11 protein-coding genes are annotated in these 17,319 nt (G+C 46.8%); 7 read left to right on the top strand and 4 right to left on the bottom strand.

Annotation, left to right across the window (positions count from 1 at the left end; all coding sequences use genetic code 11):
- Positions 1-2: 2 nt before the first annotated feature.
- The 4 genes from gatA (at position 3) to rlmD (ending at position 5,387) form a co-directional block, all read left to right on the top strand.
- Entirely contained in the window at positions 3-1,445 is a 1,443-nt protein-coding gene (gene gatA / locus ASF99_RS12565; RefSeq protein ID WP_023469335.1) for an Asp-tRNA(Asn)/Glu-tRNA(Gln) amidotransferase subunit GatA, read from the top strand.
- Positions 1,446-1,459: 14 nt separating this feature from the next.
- Positions 1,460-2,893 carry an Asp-tRNA(Asn)/Glu-tRNA(Gln) amidotransferase subunit GatB gene (gene gatB / locus ASF99_RS12560; RefSeq protein WP_035396151.1) on the top strand — a complete coding sequence of 478 codons (1,434 nt, stop codon included), beginning with the start codon at positions 1,460-1,462 and terminating at the stop codon, positions 2,891-2,893.
- Positions 2,894-3,040: 147 nt separating this feature from the next.
- Positions 3,041-4,003: a diacylglycerol kinase gene (locus ASF99_RS12555; protein ID WP_023469333.1), complete on the top strand. Its 963-nt coding sequence runs from the start codon at positions 3,041-3,043 to the stop codon at positions 4,001-4,003.
- A gap of 25 nt (positions 4,004-4,028) precedes the next feature.
- Entirely contained in the window at positions 4,029-5,387 is a 1,359-nt protein-coding gene (rlmD, locus tag ASF99_RS12550; protein ID WP_035396153.1) for a 23S rRNA (uracil(1939)-C(5))-methyltransferase RlmD, read from the top strand.
- A 48-nt stretch (positions 5,388-5,435) separates the two neighbouring features.
- Here rlmD and ASF99_RS17115 read toward each other — a convergent pair whose 3' ends face one another.
- From ASF99_RS17115 to ASF99_RS12535, 3 genes are all read right to left on the bottom strand, one after another.
- A complete protein-coding gene (locus tag ASF99_RS17115) occupies positions 5,436-7,577 on the bottom strand; it encodes a bifunctional glycosyltransferase/CDP-glycerol:glycerophosphate glycerophosphotransferase (protein WP_082487174.1) in 2,142 nt (713 codons plus the stop codon).
- 101 nt (positions 7,578-7,678) lie between these two features.
- Positions 7,679-8,839 carry a helix-turn-helix domain-containing protein gene (locus ASF99_RS12540; RefSeq protein ID WP_023469331.1) on the bottom strand — a complete coding sequence of 387 codons (1,161 nt, stop codon included), beginning with the start codon at positions 8,837-8,839 and terminating at the stop codon, positions 7,679-7,681.
- A 118-nt stretch (positions 8,840-8,957) separates the two neighbouring features.
- Positions 8,958-11,231 carry a methyl-accepting chemotaxis protein gene (locus tag ASF99_RS12535; protein ID WP_023469330.1) on the bottom strand — a complete coding sequence of 758 codons (2,274 nt, stop codon included), beginning with the start codon at positions 11,229-11,231 and terminating at the stop codon, positions 8,958-8,960.
- Between the two features lie 173 nt (positions 11,232-11,404).
- Between ASF99_RS12535 and ASF99_RS12530 the strand changes: the two genes are divergently transcribed.
- Positions 11,405-11,827 (top strand): CBS domain-containing protein, encoded by a 423-nt coding sequence (locus ASF99_RS12530; protein WP_023469329.1) that lies wholly within the window; start codon positions 11,405-11,407, stop codon positions 11,825-11,827.
- 136 nt (positions 11,828-11,963) lie between these two features.
- Complete coding sequence (locus tag ASF99_RS12525; protein ID WP_055969060.1) at positions 11,964-14,750, top strand: putative bifunctional diguanylate cyclase/phosphodiesterase; 2,787 nt, start codon at positions 11,964-11,966, stop codon at positions 14,748-14,750.
- Between the two features lie 104 nt (positions 14,751-14,854).
- Here ASF99_RS12525 and ASF99_RS12520 read toward each other — a convergent pair whose 3' ends face one another.
- Positions 14,855-16,561 (bottom strand): M3 family oligoendopeptidase, encoded by a 1,707-nt coding sequence (locus tag ASF99_RS12520; RefSeq protein WP_035396159.1) that lies wholly within the window; start codon positions 16,559-16,561, stop codon positions 14,855-14,857.
- 175 nt (positions 16,562-16,736) lie between these two features.
- On the opposite strand from ASF99_RS12520, the gene ASF99_RS12515 reads away from it, so the two are divergent.
- Positions 16,737-17,240 (top strand): PTS sugar transporter subunit IIA, encoded by a 504-nt coding sequence (locus ASF99_RS12515; protein ID WP_035396161.1) that lies wholly within the window; start codon positions 16,737-16,739, stop codon positions 17,238-17,240.
- Positions 17,241-17,319: the final 79 nt, after the last annotated feature.

Here is a 17,319-nt window from a genome sequence, read left to right as displayed (position 1 = left end):
CGATGTCACTTTTTGAACATGGTGTCAAAACACTACACACACTCATTCAGGATGGCGAAGTCAAAGTTTCTGAACTCGTCCAAGAATCCTTTGATCAAATCGACCGCGTCGATGGAAAAATCGGTGCGTTTCTTTCATTGAACGAAGAAGCATTCGAGCAAGCAAAACGAATGGATGATGTCGCGAAACACGAAGCGAATCCATTGTTTGGTCTTCCAATCGGTGTCAAGGATAACATCGTCACGAAAGGGATGACGACGACATGTGGTTCGAAATTCCTCGAGAACTTCGTACCAGCGCATGACGCGACGGTCGTCGAGCGTCTGCATGAAGCAGGGGCGGTCACGATCGGGAAATTGAACATGGATGAGTTCGCGATGGGTTCTTCAAACGAGAACTCAGCGTACAAACCGGTTCGCAATCCATGGAATACGAAACACGTTCCAGGTGGTTCTTCAGGTGGTTCAGCAGCAGCTGTCGCAGCAGGCGAAGTCTTGTTCAGCCTTGGTTCGGATACAGGTGGTTCGATTCGTCAACCGGCTGCCTATTGTGGTGTCGTCGGGTTGAAACCGACATACGGTCTCGTCTCACGCTTCGGTCTTGTGGCGTTCGCGTCGTCGCTTGACCAAATCGGTCCGTTGACACGAACAGTCGAAGACAACGCGTATCTCTTGAGCGCGATCGCAGGACACTGTGAGATGGATTCGACGTCTGCGAATGTCGCCGCAACGGATTACACACAAGCGTTGACAGGTGATATCAAAGGGTTGAAGATCGCTGTTCCGAAAGAATACTTCGGTGAGGGTGTCAGTGAAGGTGTCAAAGCCAACATCCGTGAAGCAATCCAAAAACTCGAAGCACTCGGTGCGACGGTTGATGAAGTGTCACTTCCGAACTCGAAATATGCGCTTGCGACGTACTACTTACTCGCTTCATCCGAAGCATCATCGAACCTCGCGCGCTTTGACGGTATTCGTTATGGAGTCCGTGCGGAAGCGGACGCACTTGAAGATGTCTTCAAGTATTCTCGCTCACAAGGATTCGGAGACGAAGTCAAACGCCGGATCATGCTCGGAACGTATGCGCTCAGCTCAGGTTACTACGATGCCTACTATAAAAAAGCACAACAAGCTCGAACGTTGATCAAAAAGGACTTCGACGATGTCCTCGCGAACTATGACGTCATCATCGGACCAACAGCGCCGACACCAGCATTCGAACTCGGTGCACAACTCGATGATCCCGTCACGATGTATGCGAATGACATTCTGACGATTCCAATCAACTTAGCAGGTGTCCCAGCCATCTCGGTTCCAGCTGGATTCGTCGACGGTCTTCCGGTCGGCTTACAAATCATTGGAAAACATTTCGATGAGGCGACGATCTACCGCGCTGCGCATGCGTTTGAGCTTGCGACAGGTGGATTCGCGCTTCCGAAGTTATAAGGAGCGAATGTATCATGAACTTTGAAACGATCATCGGGATCGAAGTCCACGCCGAGCTGAGCACGAACACGAAGATGTTCTGTGGTTGTGCGCGGGAATACGGCGCGGAGACGAACACGAAAACGTGTCCGATTTGTCTTGGACATCCGGGCGTCTTGCCGAAAATCAACGAAAAAGCCGTTGAGCTCGCTGTGCGTGCAGCTATGGCACTCAACTGCCAAGTGGCCGATCAAACGAAATTCGACCGGAAGAACTATTTCTATCCAGATACGCCAAAAGCGTATCAAATCTCACAGTTCGATCAACCGATCGGCTTCGATGGCTACATTGATGCGGAAGTCGATGGCGAAACAAAACGCTTCCGGATCGAACGTGTCCATCTAGAAGAAGATGCTGGTAAGATGAACCACACGGGTGCGAATCACTCAGTCGTCGACTTCAACCGGACAGGTGCACCGCTCATCGAGATCGTCAGTGAAGCGGACATGCGTTCACCGAAAGATGCAGTCGCCTACCTCGAACGTCTCAAGGAAGTCTTGCAATATGCAGGTGTCTCGGACGTCAAGATGGAAGAAGGGTCACTTCGTTGTGACTGTAACATCTCCGTTCGTCCATACGGGCAAGAGAAGTTCGGTACGAAAACAGAACTTAAAAACTTGAACTCATTCGGAAACGTCTTAAAAGGTCTTGAGTTCGAAGAAGATCGTCACCGCAAACTATTGCTTGCGGGTGGTGTGATGCGCCAAGAAACACTCCGTTTCGATGAGACAAAAAAACAAACTGTCCTCATGCGTGTCAAAGAAGGGGCGTCGGATTACCGTTACTTCCCAGAGCCTGATCTCGTCAAGCTCGTGCTGGATCACGATTGGAAAGAAGCGATCCGTGCCGGTATTCCGGAACTTCCGGACGCACGTCGCGTGCGTTACCAAGAAGAACTTGGTCTTTCAGCGTATGATGCGAAACAACTAACGGTCACACGTGAGATGGCAGAGTACTTCGAAGCGACTCTCGCAGCAGGCGCAGAACCAAAAGCAGCAGCCAACTGGACGATCGGTGAGATCCAAGGTCACTTGAATAAATCGACGGAAACGTTCGAAACGGTCAAGATGACACCTGCTCGTCTGGCAGAGATGATCGACTTGATCGCAAGCGGCACGATTTCTTCGAAAATCGCCAAACAAGTCTTCACGGCCGTCATCGAAGAAGGTGTCGAGCCACGTGCATACGTCGAAGCAAACGGTCTTGCACAAATTTCAGACGAAGGATTGCTACGTGGTCTCATCGTCGAGATGTTCGAAGCGAACCCAGCCGTCGTCGAGGAATTACTCGGTGGACGTGACCGGAAGAAAGGCTTCGTCATCGGTCAAATCATGAAGAAAACAAAAGGAATGGCGAACCCTGCCCTCCTTGATCAACTCTTCTATGAAGAGCTTGAAAAATTAAAATAAGTACCTGATCAAACAGCGTTCGTTCCTCCTTTACTTCTGCGAGGAAACGGACGCTGTCTTTTTTGGCTTTGTAATGTCTCGAGAGTTCATGTAAAATAAAACAGTTATGTATCAAATGAACGGTTGAGTCAAAAAGGAGAAAATCTTATGAGACCTAGAGCGCGCGTGATTTATAACCCGACTTCCGGGAAAGAGATGGTTAAACGAAATTTACCGTATATCCTCGACCGACTCGAAGCAGCGGGTTATGAGACATCTGTCTACTCGACGAAAGCGGTCGGCGATGCGACGTATGAAGCAGCACGAGCATGCGAAGCAGACTTTGATCTCGTCGTCGCAGCAGGCGGCGATGGTACGTTGAACGAAGTGATCAGCGGAATGGCTGCCTACAACAAACGTCCGAAGCTTGGTGTACTACCTGTTGGAACGACGAATGACTTTGGTCGGGCGATGCGTATTCCATTGACGATCGAAGGAGCGATGGATGTCATTTGCACGGGACATACGATGCCGGTCGATATCGGTAAGATTGAAGGATCGGCAGGCGTCCATTACTTCATCAACATCGCTGGTGGTGGCATCATGACAGAACTGTCGTACGAAGTGCCTTCGAAGCTGAAGACGGCACTCGGACAGCTCGCGTACTACGTCAAAGGGATGGAGAAACTTCCGCAAATCCGACCGACATATGTCGAACTGGAGCATGAAAAGGGTATATTCAAAGGAGAAGTCATGCTGTTCTTGACATCCAATACGAACTCCGTCGGCGGATTCGAGAAGCTGTCACCGAACGCGTCACTCAATGACGGTCGGTTCGATCTCTTCATTCTCAAGAAATGTAACCTCGTCGAATTAATTCGTGTCATGCGTCTTGCCTTAAAAGGGGATCATTTCTCGGACCCTTGCATCGAGCATGTCACGACCTCATTCGTCCGCATGAAGAATACATCAGAGATGAGTTTGAACATCGATGGTGAGTTTGGCGGCATTTGCGAAGGCGAGATGACGAATCTTCGCTCTCATTTCGAAGTCATGACACCAAAGTTCCGGATCGAAGAGATGGAACAAATCAATACACAACTACAAGAAGCAGAAACGAACCTCGCGTGAAGCGAGGTTTTTAAGGAGGATATTCATGATTCCAGTACAAAAGAACGATGAACACGTCGTCGAGATCGTCGACCTGACACATGAAGGATCAGGGGTCGCGCGTATCGATGGATATACGGTCTTCATCCCGGGCGCATTGCCGACGGAACAGGTCAAGATCAAAATCACGAAAACGACGAAATCTTACGGATTCGGTCGCATCATCCGTCAAAAGACGAAAAGTGTCGATCGTGTCGAGCCGCCTTGTCCGGTTTACAACCAGTGTGGCGGTTGCCAATTGCAACACTTGTCATACGACGCAGAACTCAAGTTCAAGCACAACCGTGTCCGTGATGCCTTCGCACGCCTAGCAGGTCTTGAAATTCCCGTCCACGAGACGATCGGGATGGAAGATCCATGGGGTTACCGTAACAAAGCACAAGTACCGGTCGCCTTCCAATCGAACAAATTGATGGCTGGCTTCTATCAAAAACGGAGTCACCGGATCATCGATATGGACTACTGCTTGATCCAAAACAAAGAAAACGACGAAGCCGTCCAAGCGGTTCGTAAAGTCCTCGCTGATTTGAAAGTCCCAGCGTACGACGAGAAGAAAAAAGCAGGTGTCATCCGTCATATCATGGCACGTCATGGGTATCACACGAACGAGTTGATGGTCGTGCTCGTCACGAAGGTCAAACAATTGCGTGGGATCGATAAGATCGTTGAAGGTATCTTAAAGGCGTTACCAAACGTCACGTCGATCCAGCACAACATCAACCCGGATGATACGAACGTCATTCTCGGGAAAAAGAACGTCGTCTTATATGGACCGTCCGTCATCCGCGATCAAATCGCTGGATTGACGTATGAGATCTCACCGCATTCGTTCTTCCAAGTCAATCCGCTGCAAACAGAGAAACTCTACGCGAAAGCGCTCGAGTACGCTCAGTTGACAGGCGATGAGACAGTCGTCGATGCTTACTGTGGGATCGGTTCGATTTCCTTATCACTCGCTAAACAAGCGAAGCACGTCTACGGCATCGAAATCGTACCGCAAGCGATCGATGATGCACGTCGGAACGCACAAGCGAACGGGATCGAGAACGTGACGTTCGAGTATGGTGCAGCTGAGAAGGTCATGCCAGATCTTGTTAAAGCCGGTATCCAACCGGACGTCATCGTCGTCGACCCACCCCGTAAAGGCTGTGACGAAGAGTTCTTACGTGCTGCTGCAGATGTCGCACCGAAGCGGATCGTCTACGTCTCATGTAATGCGTCGACACAAGCGCGTGACGCGAAGCTATTGACAGAGCTCGGGTATACACTCGTCGAAGTGACGCCTGTTGATATGTTCCCGCATACGACACACGTCGAAAGCGTTGCCTTGTTCGTCCGTAACTAAATTAAAAGTGCCTCTTTCCAGTTAAAGAAGGAGGCACTTTTTGATTTATCATTCCGTTTCTGTTGATTCGTCCTCGACCGTCGATTGTGCTGTACTTGAGAACAATTCAGCAAGAACGCGTTCACTCGCCGTACCATCATCTAAGCTACAGAACCGTTCGAGGAAGCGATCGTATTTTTCTTGGTAAGCGACGGACTTCGTATCGATTTGTTCGATATAATCGATGACTTGATCTGTTTCCTTCAGAAGTGGTCCAGGGACGACTTCTTCGAAATCGAAGTAGAATCCGCGCAACGTTGAAGCATACTTCTCTAGATCGTACGTAAAGAAGATCATTGGACGTTGCAAGTGTGCATAGTCGAAGAACACAGATGAGTAGTCCGTGATCAGGATGTCACTAATCAGATAGAGTTCTGCGATATCACCGTATGAAGAGACATCGTAAGCGAATCCTTCGTGTCCACTGATATCCATGTTTTGAGCAATCAAGTAGTGCATCCGTAAAAGGACGACGTACTCGTCACCGAGGCGTGCTTGCATCTCATTTAAATTCAATTGCAAGTCGAATCGGTATTTTCCTCGCGCGATGAACTCATCATCTCGCCATGTCGGTGCATAAAGGACGATCTTTTTATCAGCCGGAATATTTAAGCGTGTTTTGATTTCACTGATGAGACCCGCTTGATTATCGGCATATAAGAGATCGTTACGAGGATAGCCCGTTTCAAGCATCGTATTTTGGAACCCGAATGCGCTCTTGAAGATTTCGCTCGAGTACGCGTTTGGCGAAATCAGATAGTTCCATTCTTGCGCTTGGTTATAGAAATTCTTTTTATAGCGAATCGCATTCGTTCCAGCCATATGCACATCTTCCATATCAAGACCGAGTCGTTTTAATGGCGTACCGTGCCATGTTTGAAGATAGATGGTTTCTTCGCGTTTTTTCAAGCTGAGCGGCTGACGCGTGTTGAAAATCCAGTATTTCGCACGAGCCATGTATTGATAGTACGTAAAGCTGTTTCGAAGTATCCAATTCGGACATGCTTCCTTCACTTCATCAGAAGGTTCTTGAGCGAAAATCCAAACAAGTTCTAGTTCCGGATGTTTTTCTTTTAGGTGAAGGTAAAGTGCCTTCGGATTGTCCGAGTAACTCCGCCCTAAGAAACTTTCGAATAAGACGAGATTGTCTTTGATCGGCATCTTCTGGAATAGTCGATATAGCATAAGACCGTTTTTAATTTTTTTACGACGCGCCGTACGTAAGGAACGTTTTGTTTTGACAGCAGTAATGTACAGCTTGAACATCGCGTACGATCCCGTTGACCAAGCTTGTAGATATTTACTCTTTGATGGCATCCGCTTTAAGTCGTAAGCGACATGGTTGAAGACTTCTGCTTGTTGAGTATTAGATGAACTCCGTTCGAGTAATGTACGTCCACGTTTTGAAATGAACCGTTTATACCACGTATTTAAGAATTTTTGGACTTCTTCATCTTTTGTCTCTGCTGATAATATGCCATAAATTCGAGAGATATCTGAGAGTGTCGTAATGTCACGTAGTTGGAAGAGCGATTGACCATCCAGTGGTGTACTTCTTGAATTCCGTCCGTACACGATGTAGTTGACGGAAGTAATGTTCGTTAACTGCGAAATGACAGTATGGGCGATGAGCGTATCCGCAAACCATGTCGTTTCGAAGCTAGGCAATGTCTGAAGCAATTCTTTTTTGATCATCCATCCATGGATTGTCGTCAAGTGACGCGAATTAAACTTCGTGCGCGAGTAAAAGAAGTAACGATCGTCATCGATTGGCATCAGCCATTTCTTCTTATTATAGACAGGGGAGATCTTACCGATGATGACTTCCCCACGAGACTTCTCGTATGCCTTGATATATGTGTAAAGCGCACGGGGAGCAAGAATATCATCACTATCTAAAAAGATGACATAGTCTCCTGAAGCAGCTTGAACTCCATTACGTCGAGCCGCATACACACCTTGATGTGATTGTTCGATGATGGTACACGTTGGATATAGTGCACGAATATCATCGACATAAGAACTTGGTCCATCAAAGACAACGACGATTTCTACAGGAATCGAAACGTGTTGGTCGAGAACGGATTGAATCGCAGCTTTTGCTTGAGATTCGGTTTGATAGACTGGAATGATCACACTAATTGAATTCATGTTGACTCTCCTTTTGATGAAAGAATCGAAAAAGATTCGATTCGGCAAAATTGTATTCTGTTGAATAGGATATCACAAATCTGAAAAAGGTAGCAGTGTTCCTAAAAATCTGTCTTTTGTCTGTAATGAGTAGGCGTCTCGCCCGTGATTTGTTTAAAGGCCTGACTGAAATGACTTTGACTTGAAAAGTGCAGTCGGTTTGAAATCGTCAATAGCGAGTCGTCAGATGAACGTAGCAATCTTTTCGCTTCGCGAATCCGTTCACGAATGACGTAACGAGCCAGCGGTAAACCCGTTTCATCTTTAAATAAAACGGATAAATAGTTGGAGGATACGTGAATCGCCTGACTGATGGACGAGACCGATAAAGGATCGTAGAGATGCTGCTGAATGTATCGAATGGCAGCTAGGACGTGTGGCGAATGACGCAACGCTTGTATTTCTTTGACGGCTTCCGCAAAAGATACCGTGATCCGAACGTGACGATTTCGCAATTCTGCAATACTCGTCGCAGCTTCGATCGTCTCAATCATCCGATCACTGAGCGAAAAGGCTTCGTCTGGTTCGAGTCCCCCACGAATAGCGGCACGTGCGCTCAGAAGAACCGTTCCTAGAAGTAGATTCTTTTCTGCTCGGAGTGGTTGATGACGTGCGAGTGTTCCGAACTCACCGTATGCGGGAAGAGAATAGGTCGTCGCCAACCGTTCGCTCTGTCCGGATGAGATCCAGTCGATGATTTGTTGCTCGCGTTGCCAAGCTTTTCGATAGGCGGTCACACCTGTGTGCGAAGGGGCTTCAGACACTAAAGGAATTTCCTCTTCCTGTATATCTGAAACATGATCGATGTCACGAGAGGACAATCCTTCACCATGTAGAAGGCGATAGAGCAAATGGGCACAGTCGATCAGACGATTTTCCGTCGTTCGGGGTAGAACTTTATAAAATTGATGATAGGTCTCATCTTGAATATGAGCCCGAAAAAGTGCTGACTGTAAGAGAACGGGACCGATCCGGTACATGCCTTGGTCAGGAACGTCTACGAACAGATAAGCCGTTCCGTCTTTTAAGGTATGAAGTAGAGGGCGATGATTTTTTAAAGTAGGCCACGTATCTTCAATCAATAGATTAGCTGGATGCTTGGGTGCGGAAGGACGTAACTCGATTGAGACATGCTCTTGATCTTGATAGGAAATAAAAAAACCAGTCATCCCAAACAAATGTTCCGCGATTTGTGTCAAGTCTGAGGGGCTTAAGGGATTCATGAAGCGACTCCTTTCGAATGATGCATCGATTGTATCTAGTGTATGTGCTCGGCAATCGATAGTCGAGTAGGGAATGAAAAAATCCGAAGTCTTTCTTCAAGACTCCGGATCGATAGGCTTATGGATTCGTAGGAGACGGAGAGGACTCAGGTGTTGGATCCTCCTCGTGCCCCGTCTCGACTTCAGGATCATTCGTTTCGATATCGTGCTCCGTCAATTCTGTGCTTGCGACTTCCGCGTAGGCATCGTCAGCAGAATGGCTTGTGTCGGGTTCTGATGAAAGGACGTCTTCTTGTTCTTCGACCGAATGTTCGTCAGATACGGTTTCGTCTAACTGGAATTCCAATGTGAGCGCATGGAGATCACCTGCGATGTGAGCGAGGTGAGCCGCTGCCGTCGTCACGGATTCAAGTGTTGCGTTCGTTTCTTGAATACTTGCAGCGCTTGTCTCAAGACCTGCTGCATTCTCTTCCGTTAAAGCAAGAATGGTTCCCATGGCATCGGATACTTCTTCCGTAGCAAGCGTCAGCGCCTCGATGTCACCAGTCAATACTTCTGTTCGATTCGAGACATGATGTACGGATCCTGCGATGCGCTCGAAGTCATCGCCTGTCGTTTTGACAGACTCAAGAGACAGCTTCAAATCACTCATGACATGGTGCATCGCACTCATGGCAGTATGTGTTTCTTGTTGAATATTATCGAGGAGCTGTTTGATTTGTTTAGCGGATTCGTCGCTCTCCTCGGCCAGTTTTCTTACCTCACTCGCGACGACAGCAAATCCACGTCCTTGTTCACCAACACGTGCGGCTTCGATTGCTGCGTTGAGGGCGAGTAAATTCGTCTGACTCGAGATGGCTTGCAGCGTTCCAAGAATCTTTCCGATCTCATCAGAACGTTTGCCTAAGAAATCAGAAGTATTCTCGATTTCTTTTTCCAATGAGTCCGAATGGCTCAATAGATCAGAAATCGTCTGTTTCGTCACGTCACTTCCTCGTGTCGCAGCGGAAGCGACGGAAGCGACTTCAGAAAGTGTCGTGGACGCGACCTGTTGCATTGCTGTAGAACGTTCCTTGACACCGTATACAGCATGGGAAGAACGTTCGGCTTGTTTCGTTTGAGTTTCACCAGCAGCAGCGATTTCTTCCATTGTCTGTCCGATATGACGTGAAGCCTTTTGTACATGAGTCGCATTGTTTGAGAGCTCTTCTGACGCATCGCGAACGGTCGTAGCGGATGTAGTCATCGCTAGAATCGTTTGTCGCAGGCGCGCGCGCATCGCGTCGAAGTTTGCACTGAGGTCTGTTAATTCATCCCGGATGAATCGTTTAGGACGATGCTGTGTTCGCAAATCACCTGATGCGATTGCTAATGCTTCACGACGGAGCATCGACAGCGGGCGATTGATCGAACGCCCGATCAACCAAGCGATCAATGTCGCGAGGGCGATCGCAACGACGAAATTGATCAATGACTGATTGAGCATGGCTTCTTTAGGCGCATACAAGGAAGCGTAATCCAGTACGACGGCTAGTTTGAATCCTGTTTTCGAAGAAGTTTGCCAAATGACGACCGATTTTTTTCCGGCGACGTCCATGATCTTCGTACCGGATTCTTGCTCTAACATGGACTTTGGAGCAGAGAAATATGCTTTTCCGTCTTCACGTAGTTGATTGATTTTTTTGAAGAAATAATTTCGGTTCGGGTGCGTGACGACCTTACCGTCTTGTGTGTAGCTGAAAACAAATCCTTTTTGTCCGATTTCAATCCGTTTCATATCTTCAGCAAGACGATTGATGCTTTTATAAACAGACAATACACCTTTGATGTTCGCTTGAGCATCTAGTGTCGCCTTAGAGAAACCGATGATGGATAATTTCGTCGCGCTATCATAGTAAGGCTCGCTCATGGCGACAGTGCTTGAATTCTCCAGCGCTTGTTTATACCAAATCTCTTTTCGAGGATCGTATCCAGGTGCGACGTCTTGTTTTGGCCAGTTAAGATAGCCGCCTTTCGTATCAGCGTATTGGATAAATGAATTTTCGATTTTTGAGGAGCCATATTTCTCAAGGACATTATAGATATCTGTTGCTTTTTGAGAAGGAGCCTCCGAAGCATCGGGTTGTTTGGTTGTATCTATGTAGTTCGGTAGAGTACCGTCTTCACGGTTGGAAGGGAGTCCGGCAAGGAGTGTTGTATCTTTTTTAGTATCATCGATGATGCGGGAAAACGATTGTTCGAGTTGCTTTAAAGCAGTTTGGGATGTCGAGTCGACCAGTTGATCGACAGTTCGGCTTGTTTGGTCATACGAAAACCAAGTGGAAACACCGAGAGTAAGAGCAGGCAACAAAATAAGCCCGATGAACAAACGACGGGTGATCGGGAGGCGCATGATGAATTCTCCTATCCTAAATAGTCTTTAAAATCTGTCTATTCTGACTATCGGAAGGGTACGGATAAATATGAAGGAATTATGTAGAGATTTTCATCATTTGAGAAATGAATCCAGTGAGGCTTCGTGATAAAATGAAGAAGGTGTCACAGAGTGGCTAGGGAGGAACAGAAATGAACATTGCTTTTTTCTTACTACCAAAAGATGAGGTGAAATATTTAGATCCTGAATCGACGGTCAGACAGGCATTAGAAAAGATGAAACATCATCGATTTACGTCCGTTCCGCTCGTCGATAATAAAGGTAAATACGCAGGGACATTAACGGAAGGGGATGTCTTGTGGGCGCTCGAGGCTAATCTAGAGCATGCAGACTACGATCACGTCTTGCAAACACGGTTAACGGATATTAAACAACGTGTTCGTTATAAACCAGTCTCGATTACTGCGCAAATGGAAGAGATGATTGAGGTCATCACGGACCAAAACTTCGTTCCTGTCATCGATGATGGAAAGCACTTTATCGGAATCATTCGTCGTCGGGATATCATCGATTATTTCGCGAAAAAAGTAGCGCGCGAAAATGTCAGTTACTAAAAAATATAAAACTAGTAAAGAAAGCACTTATTTTCACGAAATGTGAGAAGAAGTGCTTTTTATTGACTTAAATCGACTTCAACATACAGCAAAAAGAGACGATATAGAAGCATAATGACATTTTAGGGAGGACGATGTGTTGCGACGTTTATCACCAGTCTTCATCGAAGAAGCTTTTCGAAGACGATCCTACTATAAAACGTTCTCGTGGATGATTGCAGTCATCGGTCTACTTGCGATTATCGTTGCGTTACACCAATTGAACAAAACACTCGAAGAAGGAAAACGTTTCGAAGAGGCGGCAAAAGCGATTGACATCGTGATCCCAGCAAATCATGCAACTCAAGATTTAACGTCTTATTATCTTGCTTCCTTAGAGAAACAGGTTGAGGAACCACAAGTAACAAAACAAGCAGAGACCTCTCTCTTCCACTTATATGAACAGCTAAAGGAAGAGCAAGCGATTGGCCCAGCACGTAAAGAGTTGTTGGAGGAACTCACGAAATTAGAGCGTCAAGGATACGAGTCCAATCATCGCTTTTTCACAGCCTCTACGAATTTTAAAAGTGAAGTGATTTTTAATCAACTCGTCTTAAGTAAAGAGACTGGTTCATACTATGATGTGTTCTCGCATCTTATCATGATGGAAGAGCAGCTTGGAAAATCGGCACAGATTCTACGAGAAGCACGTCGGGACAACGAAATCAGTTCGATTGATCGATTACGCATCCAACAAATGCGGATCGACTTGCCCATTCGACAACAATCGCTCATGAATGCCTTGTATGAGGTAGTTTCGTTACAAGACGACACAGGGCGCCAAGAAATTGCAAACATGAGAAGTCAGATGCGAAATTACACAGAAACGCTAGATGAACTGTTGAGTACATCAAACGATCAAAACTATGTGAAACTAGCTAATCAGTCTAAACAATATGAAACAAGCATGTACCAGATATATGATCAAAAGTTAAAACAGGTACAACAAGAAATGCAGCACCGAGGATCGCAGATCATTCAAAATGCTTGGCTGCTATTTGCAACAATCATTCTTGTCATTGCGGCATTATTAATATTGAATTGGTTATTATTACGTGCTTTTCGAAAAGATATTTCCTTACTACAAAACGAAGCGAATACGTTTGCTGAGGATCGACGGCAATCTGGGTATCATGTACACGAAAGAAATGACTTCAAGCCAGTCGTTCAAGCCTTCCGGACGATGACAGCAATCATAGCTGGATTACTCGATCATAGTGATGCGAATACAAAAGAGATTAAGCAGAAGAAAGCCGAAATCGAATCTCTCTTTTCTCAAAATACAGATCCAATTCTTGCTTTATCGTCGGACTATACGATTTTAAATGGAAATGATCGTTTTCGACAGTTAACGCATGCCACTTCGGGTTGGACGATTGAAGAATTGGTGCATCCAGCTGATTTGAATCGAATGCGACGAGCACTTCAACAAGCCATCGAAGGGAACAGTCAGACGATTCGCTGTAAAATGTTATTTGACGAAGATATTTTAAATATGTTCGTCAACATCATTCACGTTCCGAACAAAGAGGATGAAACAGGTGTTGCCTTATATCTCTCTTGTCATGATGAGACAGATCAGTTTCGGCGAGAAGAACGCATTACACAACTTGCGCTTTTTGATATGTTGACGGGGTTACTGAATCGAAATGGATTTGAACAAAAGATGCAGGATGCACTGAGAGCACCACAAACAGGCGAGCTCGTCACTATCAGCATTCGTCAATTCCGCCGAATCAATGATATTTACGGTCATGGGGCAGGAGATCAGATTTTAAAGGATCTCGCGAATCGACTGAAGCATCATTTCATCGGAACGGGACAAGCAGCACGTATTGGTGGAGATGAATTCGCTGTATTAGTCGCGCAACAGGATATCGTTGATTACGAGAAATTAAAGCAAGTCATCGAACATGTTTATGAAATTAACGGAGAATTCGTGAACGTCAGCATCAGTATGAGTATGGTCCGCTATCCAGACGATGCAGTAGCTGTCACTTCGTTATTATCCTCTGTCGATATCGCGATGCAGCATGCGAAACAACAGACAGAAGGTGGACCAGTCTGGTTCGAACCATGGATGAGTGCGGAATATCTGGAATCGGTCGTATTGGAAGGGGAGTTACGGGATGCGATTGAAAAGAACGAGTTACAATTGTTCTACCAACCGCAAATCAACCTTGCGACACGGCAGGTGGATGGTTGTGAGGCGCTCTTGCGCTGGTTCCATCCAGAACGTGGCATGATCAGTCCGGCAGTCTTCATTCCAATTGCCGAGCGATCGATGCTCATCGAAGAGATTGGGATGTGGGTCGTTGCTGAAACGGTTCGCCAAGTAGAGGCGTGGAAAGAAACGGAGCTCGGGTCGCTTCGCGTCTCAGCGAACTTATCCGTAAAAGAGCTCGTGTCTGGTCGGATTGTGGATTACCTGACGGGTGTCCGAGAAATTCATCCTGGAATTGAAGACCGGATGGAACTCGAAATCACGGAATCTTTCGGTGTCTTTTCGGACGGACGTGTCTTCGAGGCGCTTCAGAAGTTACATCAAATGGGTTATCGTCTGGCAATCGATGACTTTGGTACTGGTTATTCGTCTTTGTCCTACTTGAGTCGATTGCCTATTCAGCGACTGAAAATCGATCGCTCATTCATCAGTGGTCCGGATGCCTGTTCGAACGCACCGCTCATCGAGACGATCATTAAACTGGCGCATACATTGAAATATGATGTTGTCGCCGAAGGCATCGAGGAACTGGAGCAGGCGAATCATCTGCAACAGCTGGATTGCGAGTATGCACAGGGTTTTTATTATTCAAGACCAATCCCGGCAGACGAGTTCCGCGTCTGGTACGGAAAGTATCATGAAACGCTTTTATCTGAATGAATCATTAGTTACAGTTTAAAGATTGAGGTCTCTTAAAATAGAAAAGGTGAGTTTCCGGACGGAAACTCACCTTTTTCAATGGATAAATTGAGGAAATCGAATAATTAGACGCGATCGAGCACGAGGTCGTCCGCTTGTTCGAGATACGCTTTGACCGGTGCAACTGCTGCCTCGACCGTACCTGGTGCGAACGGAGACTTCAATCCAGCACGTTCAACGAGCGTAAGGAAGCTTTCCGATCCACCGGCACGACAGAGATCGAGATACGACTTCCAAGCCGCTTCCCGGTCTTGTTCCATCCAAGCATAGAACTGGAAGGCACAGACTTGAGCGAGCGTGTAATCGATATAGTAGAACGGACTGCCGAAGACGTGTCCTTGTTGATGCCACCATGCACCTGAATCGAGATAATCGTTCGCTTCGTAATCACGATGCGGCAGGTATTTCTTCTCGATCGTCCGCCATGCTTCGCGACGCTCAGCTGGTGTCAATTCCGGTTGGTTGTAGATGACGTGTTGGAACTCGTCAATCGCAACGCCGTACGGAAGGAATGTGACGCTTCCTGCGAGGTGATTGAACTTGTATTTCGCTGTCTCTTCACCGAAGAACTCTTCCATCCAAGGATAAGCGAAGAATTCCATCGACATCGAGTGAATCTCACACGCTTCATACGTTGGGAAAGCACTCTCTGGAGCTGTCAGGTGACGGCTCTCATAGACTTGAAAGGCGTGTCCGACTTCGTGTGTCAGGACATCGATGTCGCCTGCCGTTCCATTGAAGTTCGAGAAGATGAACGGGAGTTTTTCGTCTGCGATGTAGGTACAATACCCACCGCCAGCTTTCCCAGGCTTCGCCGTTAAATCGAGTGCTTCCCGGTCGAGCATGTAGTTGAAGAACTCGTTCGTCTCCGGTGACATCTCTGCGTACATCTTTTTGCCGCCTTCGATGATGAACGACTCTTCGCCTTTCGGTGTCGCATTACCAGACTTGAAAGCAAACCCTTCATCGTAGTAATACAACTGATCGACGCCAATCCGTCGTTGCTGGCGTTCTTTAAGTTGTGTCGCGAGCGGAACGATCGTCTCACGGATTTGTTCGCGGTACTGTTCGACCATCGATTGGTTATAATCGACGCGGAGCATCCGTGCGTATCCGAGCTCGACGAACGATGGGAAACCGAGTGTCTTCGCGATCTCGGTCCGGATGCGAACGAGTTTGTCGTAGATCGTATCGATTGCTTCGCCTTGTTCTTTTAAATAGCCGTAGCGTGCCTCTGAAGCTGCTTTACGGACATCACGATCAGGTGATTGAAGATAGGGGCCGAACTGTGATAAGTTGAGCGTCTTGCCATCGAACTCGATTTGAGCAGAAGACATCAGTTTCGTATATTCACTCGAGAGACGGTTCTCTTCTTGGAGTTTCGGAATGATCTCTTCCGAGAACGTCTTCAGGCTCGCTTCAGCAATCAGGAATAACTGTTTGCCTTGCGTCTGTTCGAGTTCACTGCGGAGTGGATGCGTCGTCAACGCTTGATAATAGCTTGAGACATATCCTTGATAGATCGCACTCGCTTCATCAAAGAATCCTTGTTCCGTCTCATAGAACGTATCGCGTGTATCGATCGTGTGGCGGATCTCGACGAGCTGGCTTGCCGTTTCAAATTGATTTCTGAGGGTATTAATCTCAGTGATGGCTGCGTTTGCTTCATCTACCTGTGTGGCTTCCGTCAGTCGAGCGATCGCTTGATTCATGGATGTTTCAAGCAAGGCAAGGTCAGGACGGACATATGTAATTTCTGAAAATGGTAACATGTAAGCGCCTCCTTATGATTTCTAACTATTATCACACAAAAATACTTGCAAAACCAGAGGGACAAACGTATGCTTTTTGTGAGAACGTGAGCGAGCTGTCTGACAGCTTACTCCTATAAAAAATCGAAACTTCCATTCGGAAGAAAAACGATCGAGAAAGTAGAGGGATAGTATCATGGGATTCTTAAAAAAATTGTTTGGTGGTAACGACGCAGGAAACGCGAAAATCGCTTCTGCACTTACAGGTAAAATCGTCAACATCGAGAACGTACCCGATCAAGTTTTCTCTCAAAAAATGATGGGCGACGGTGTCGCGATCGAGCCGACAGAAGGTAAAGTTGTTTCGCCGATCAACGCAACGGTTGAAACGATCTTCCCAACAAAACACGCAATCGGTCTAAAAGGTGAAGATGGTCTTGAACTGTTGATCCACGTTGGTCTTGATACAGTTAACCTTAAAGGTGAAGGCTTCACGGCTCACGTCCAGTCAGGTGACAAAGTCAAAGCAGGAGACGTCCTCGTCGAGTTCGACCTTGACTACATCCGTGCGAACGCACCATCGACGATCACACCGATCATCGTAACAAACCACGATCAATTCACGCTTTCAGCTGTACCAGCGGAAGGAACTTCTGTTGTCGCAGGCGACACAGAGCTCTTCAAAGCAACACATAAATAAGATACGATACGCCTCCATTCCTTGCGGATGGGGGCTTTTTTGTCGTCTCCTCCCGTGTCTTACCGTTTTGTAAGAGAAG

Source organism: Exiguobacterium sp. Leaf187 (assembly GCF_001423925.1).
GTDB lineage: Bacteria > Bacillota > Bacilli > Exiguobacteriales > Exiguobacteriaceae > Exiguobacterium_A > Exiguobacterium_A indicum.
The sequence above is the reverse complement of the archived record's forward strand: the minus strand, read 5'-3'. Positions and strand labels throughout refer to the sequence as shown.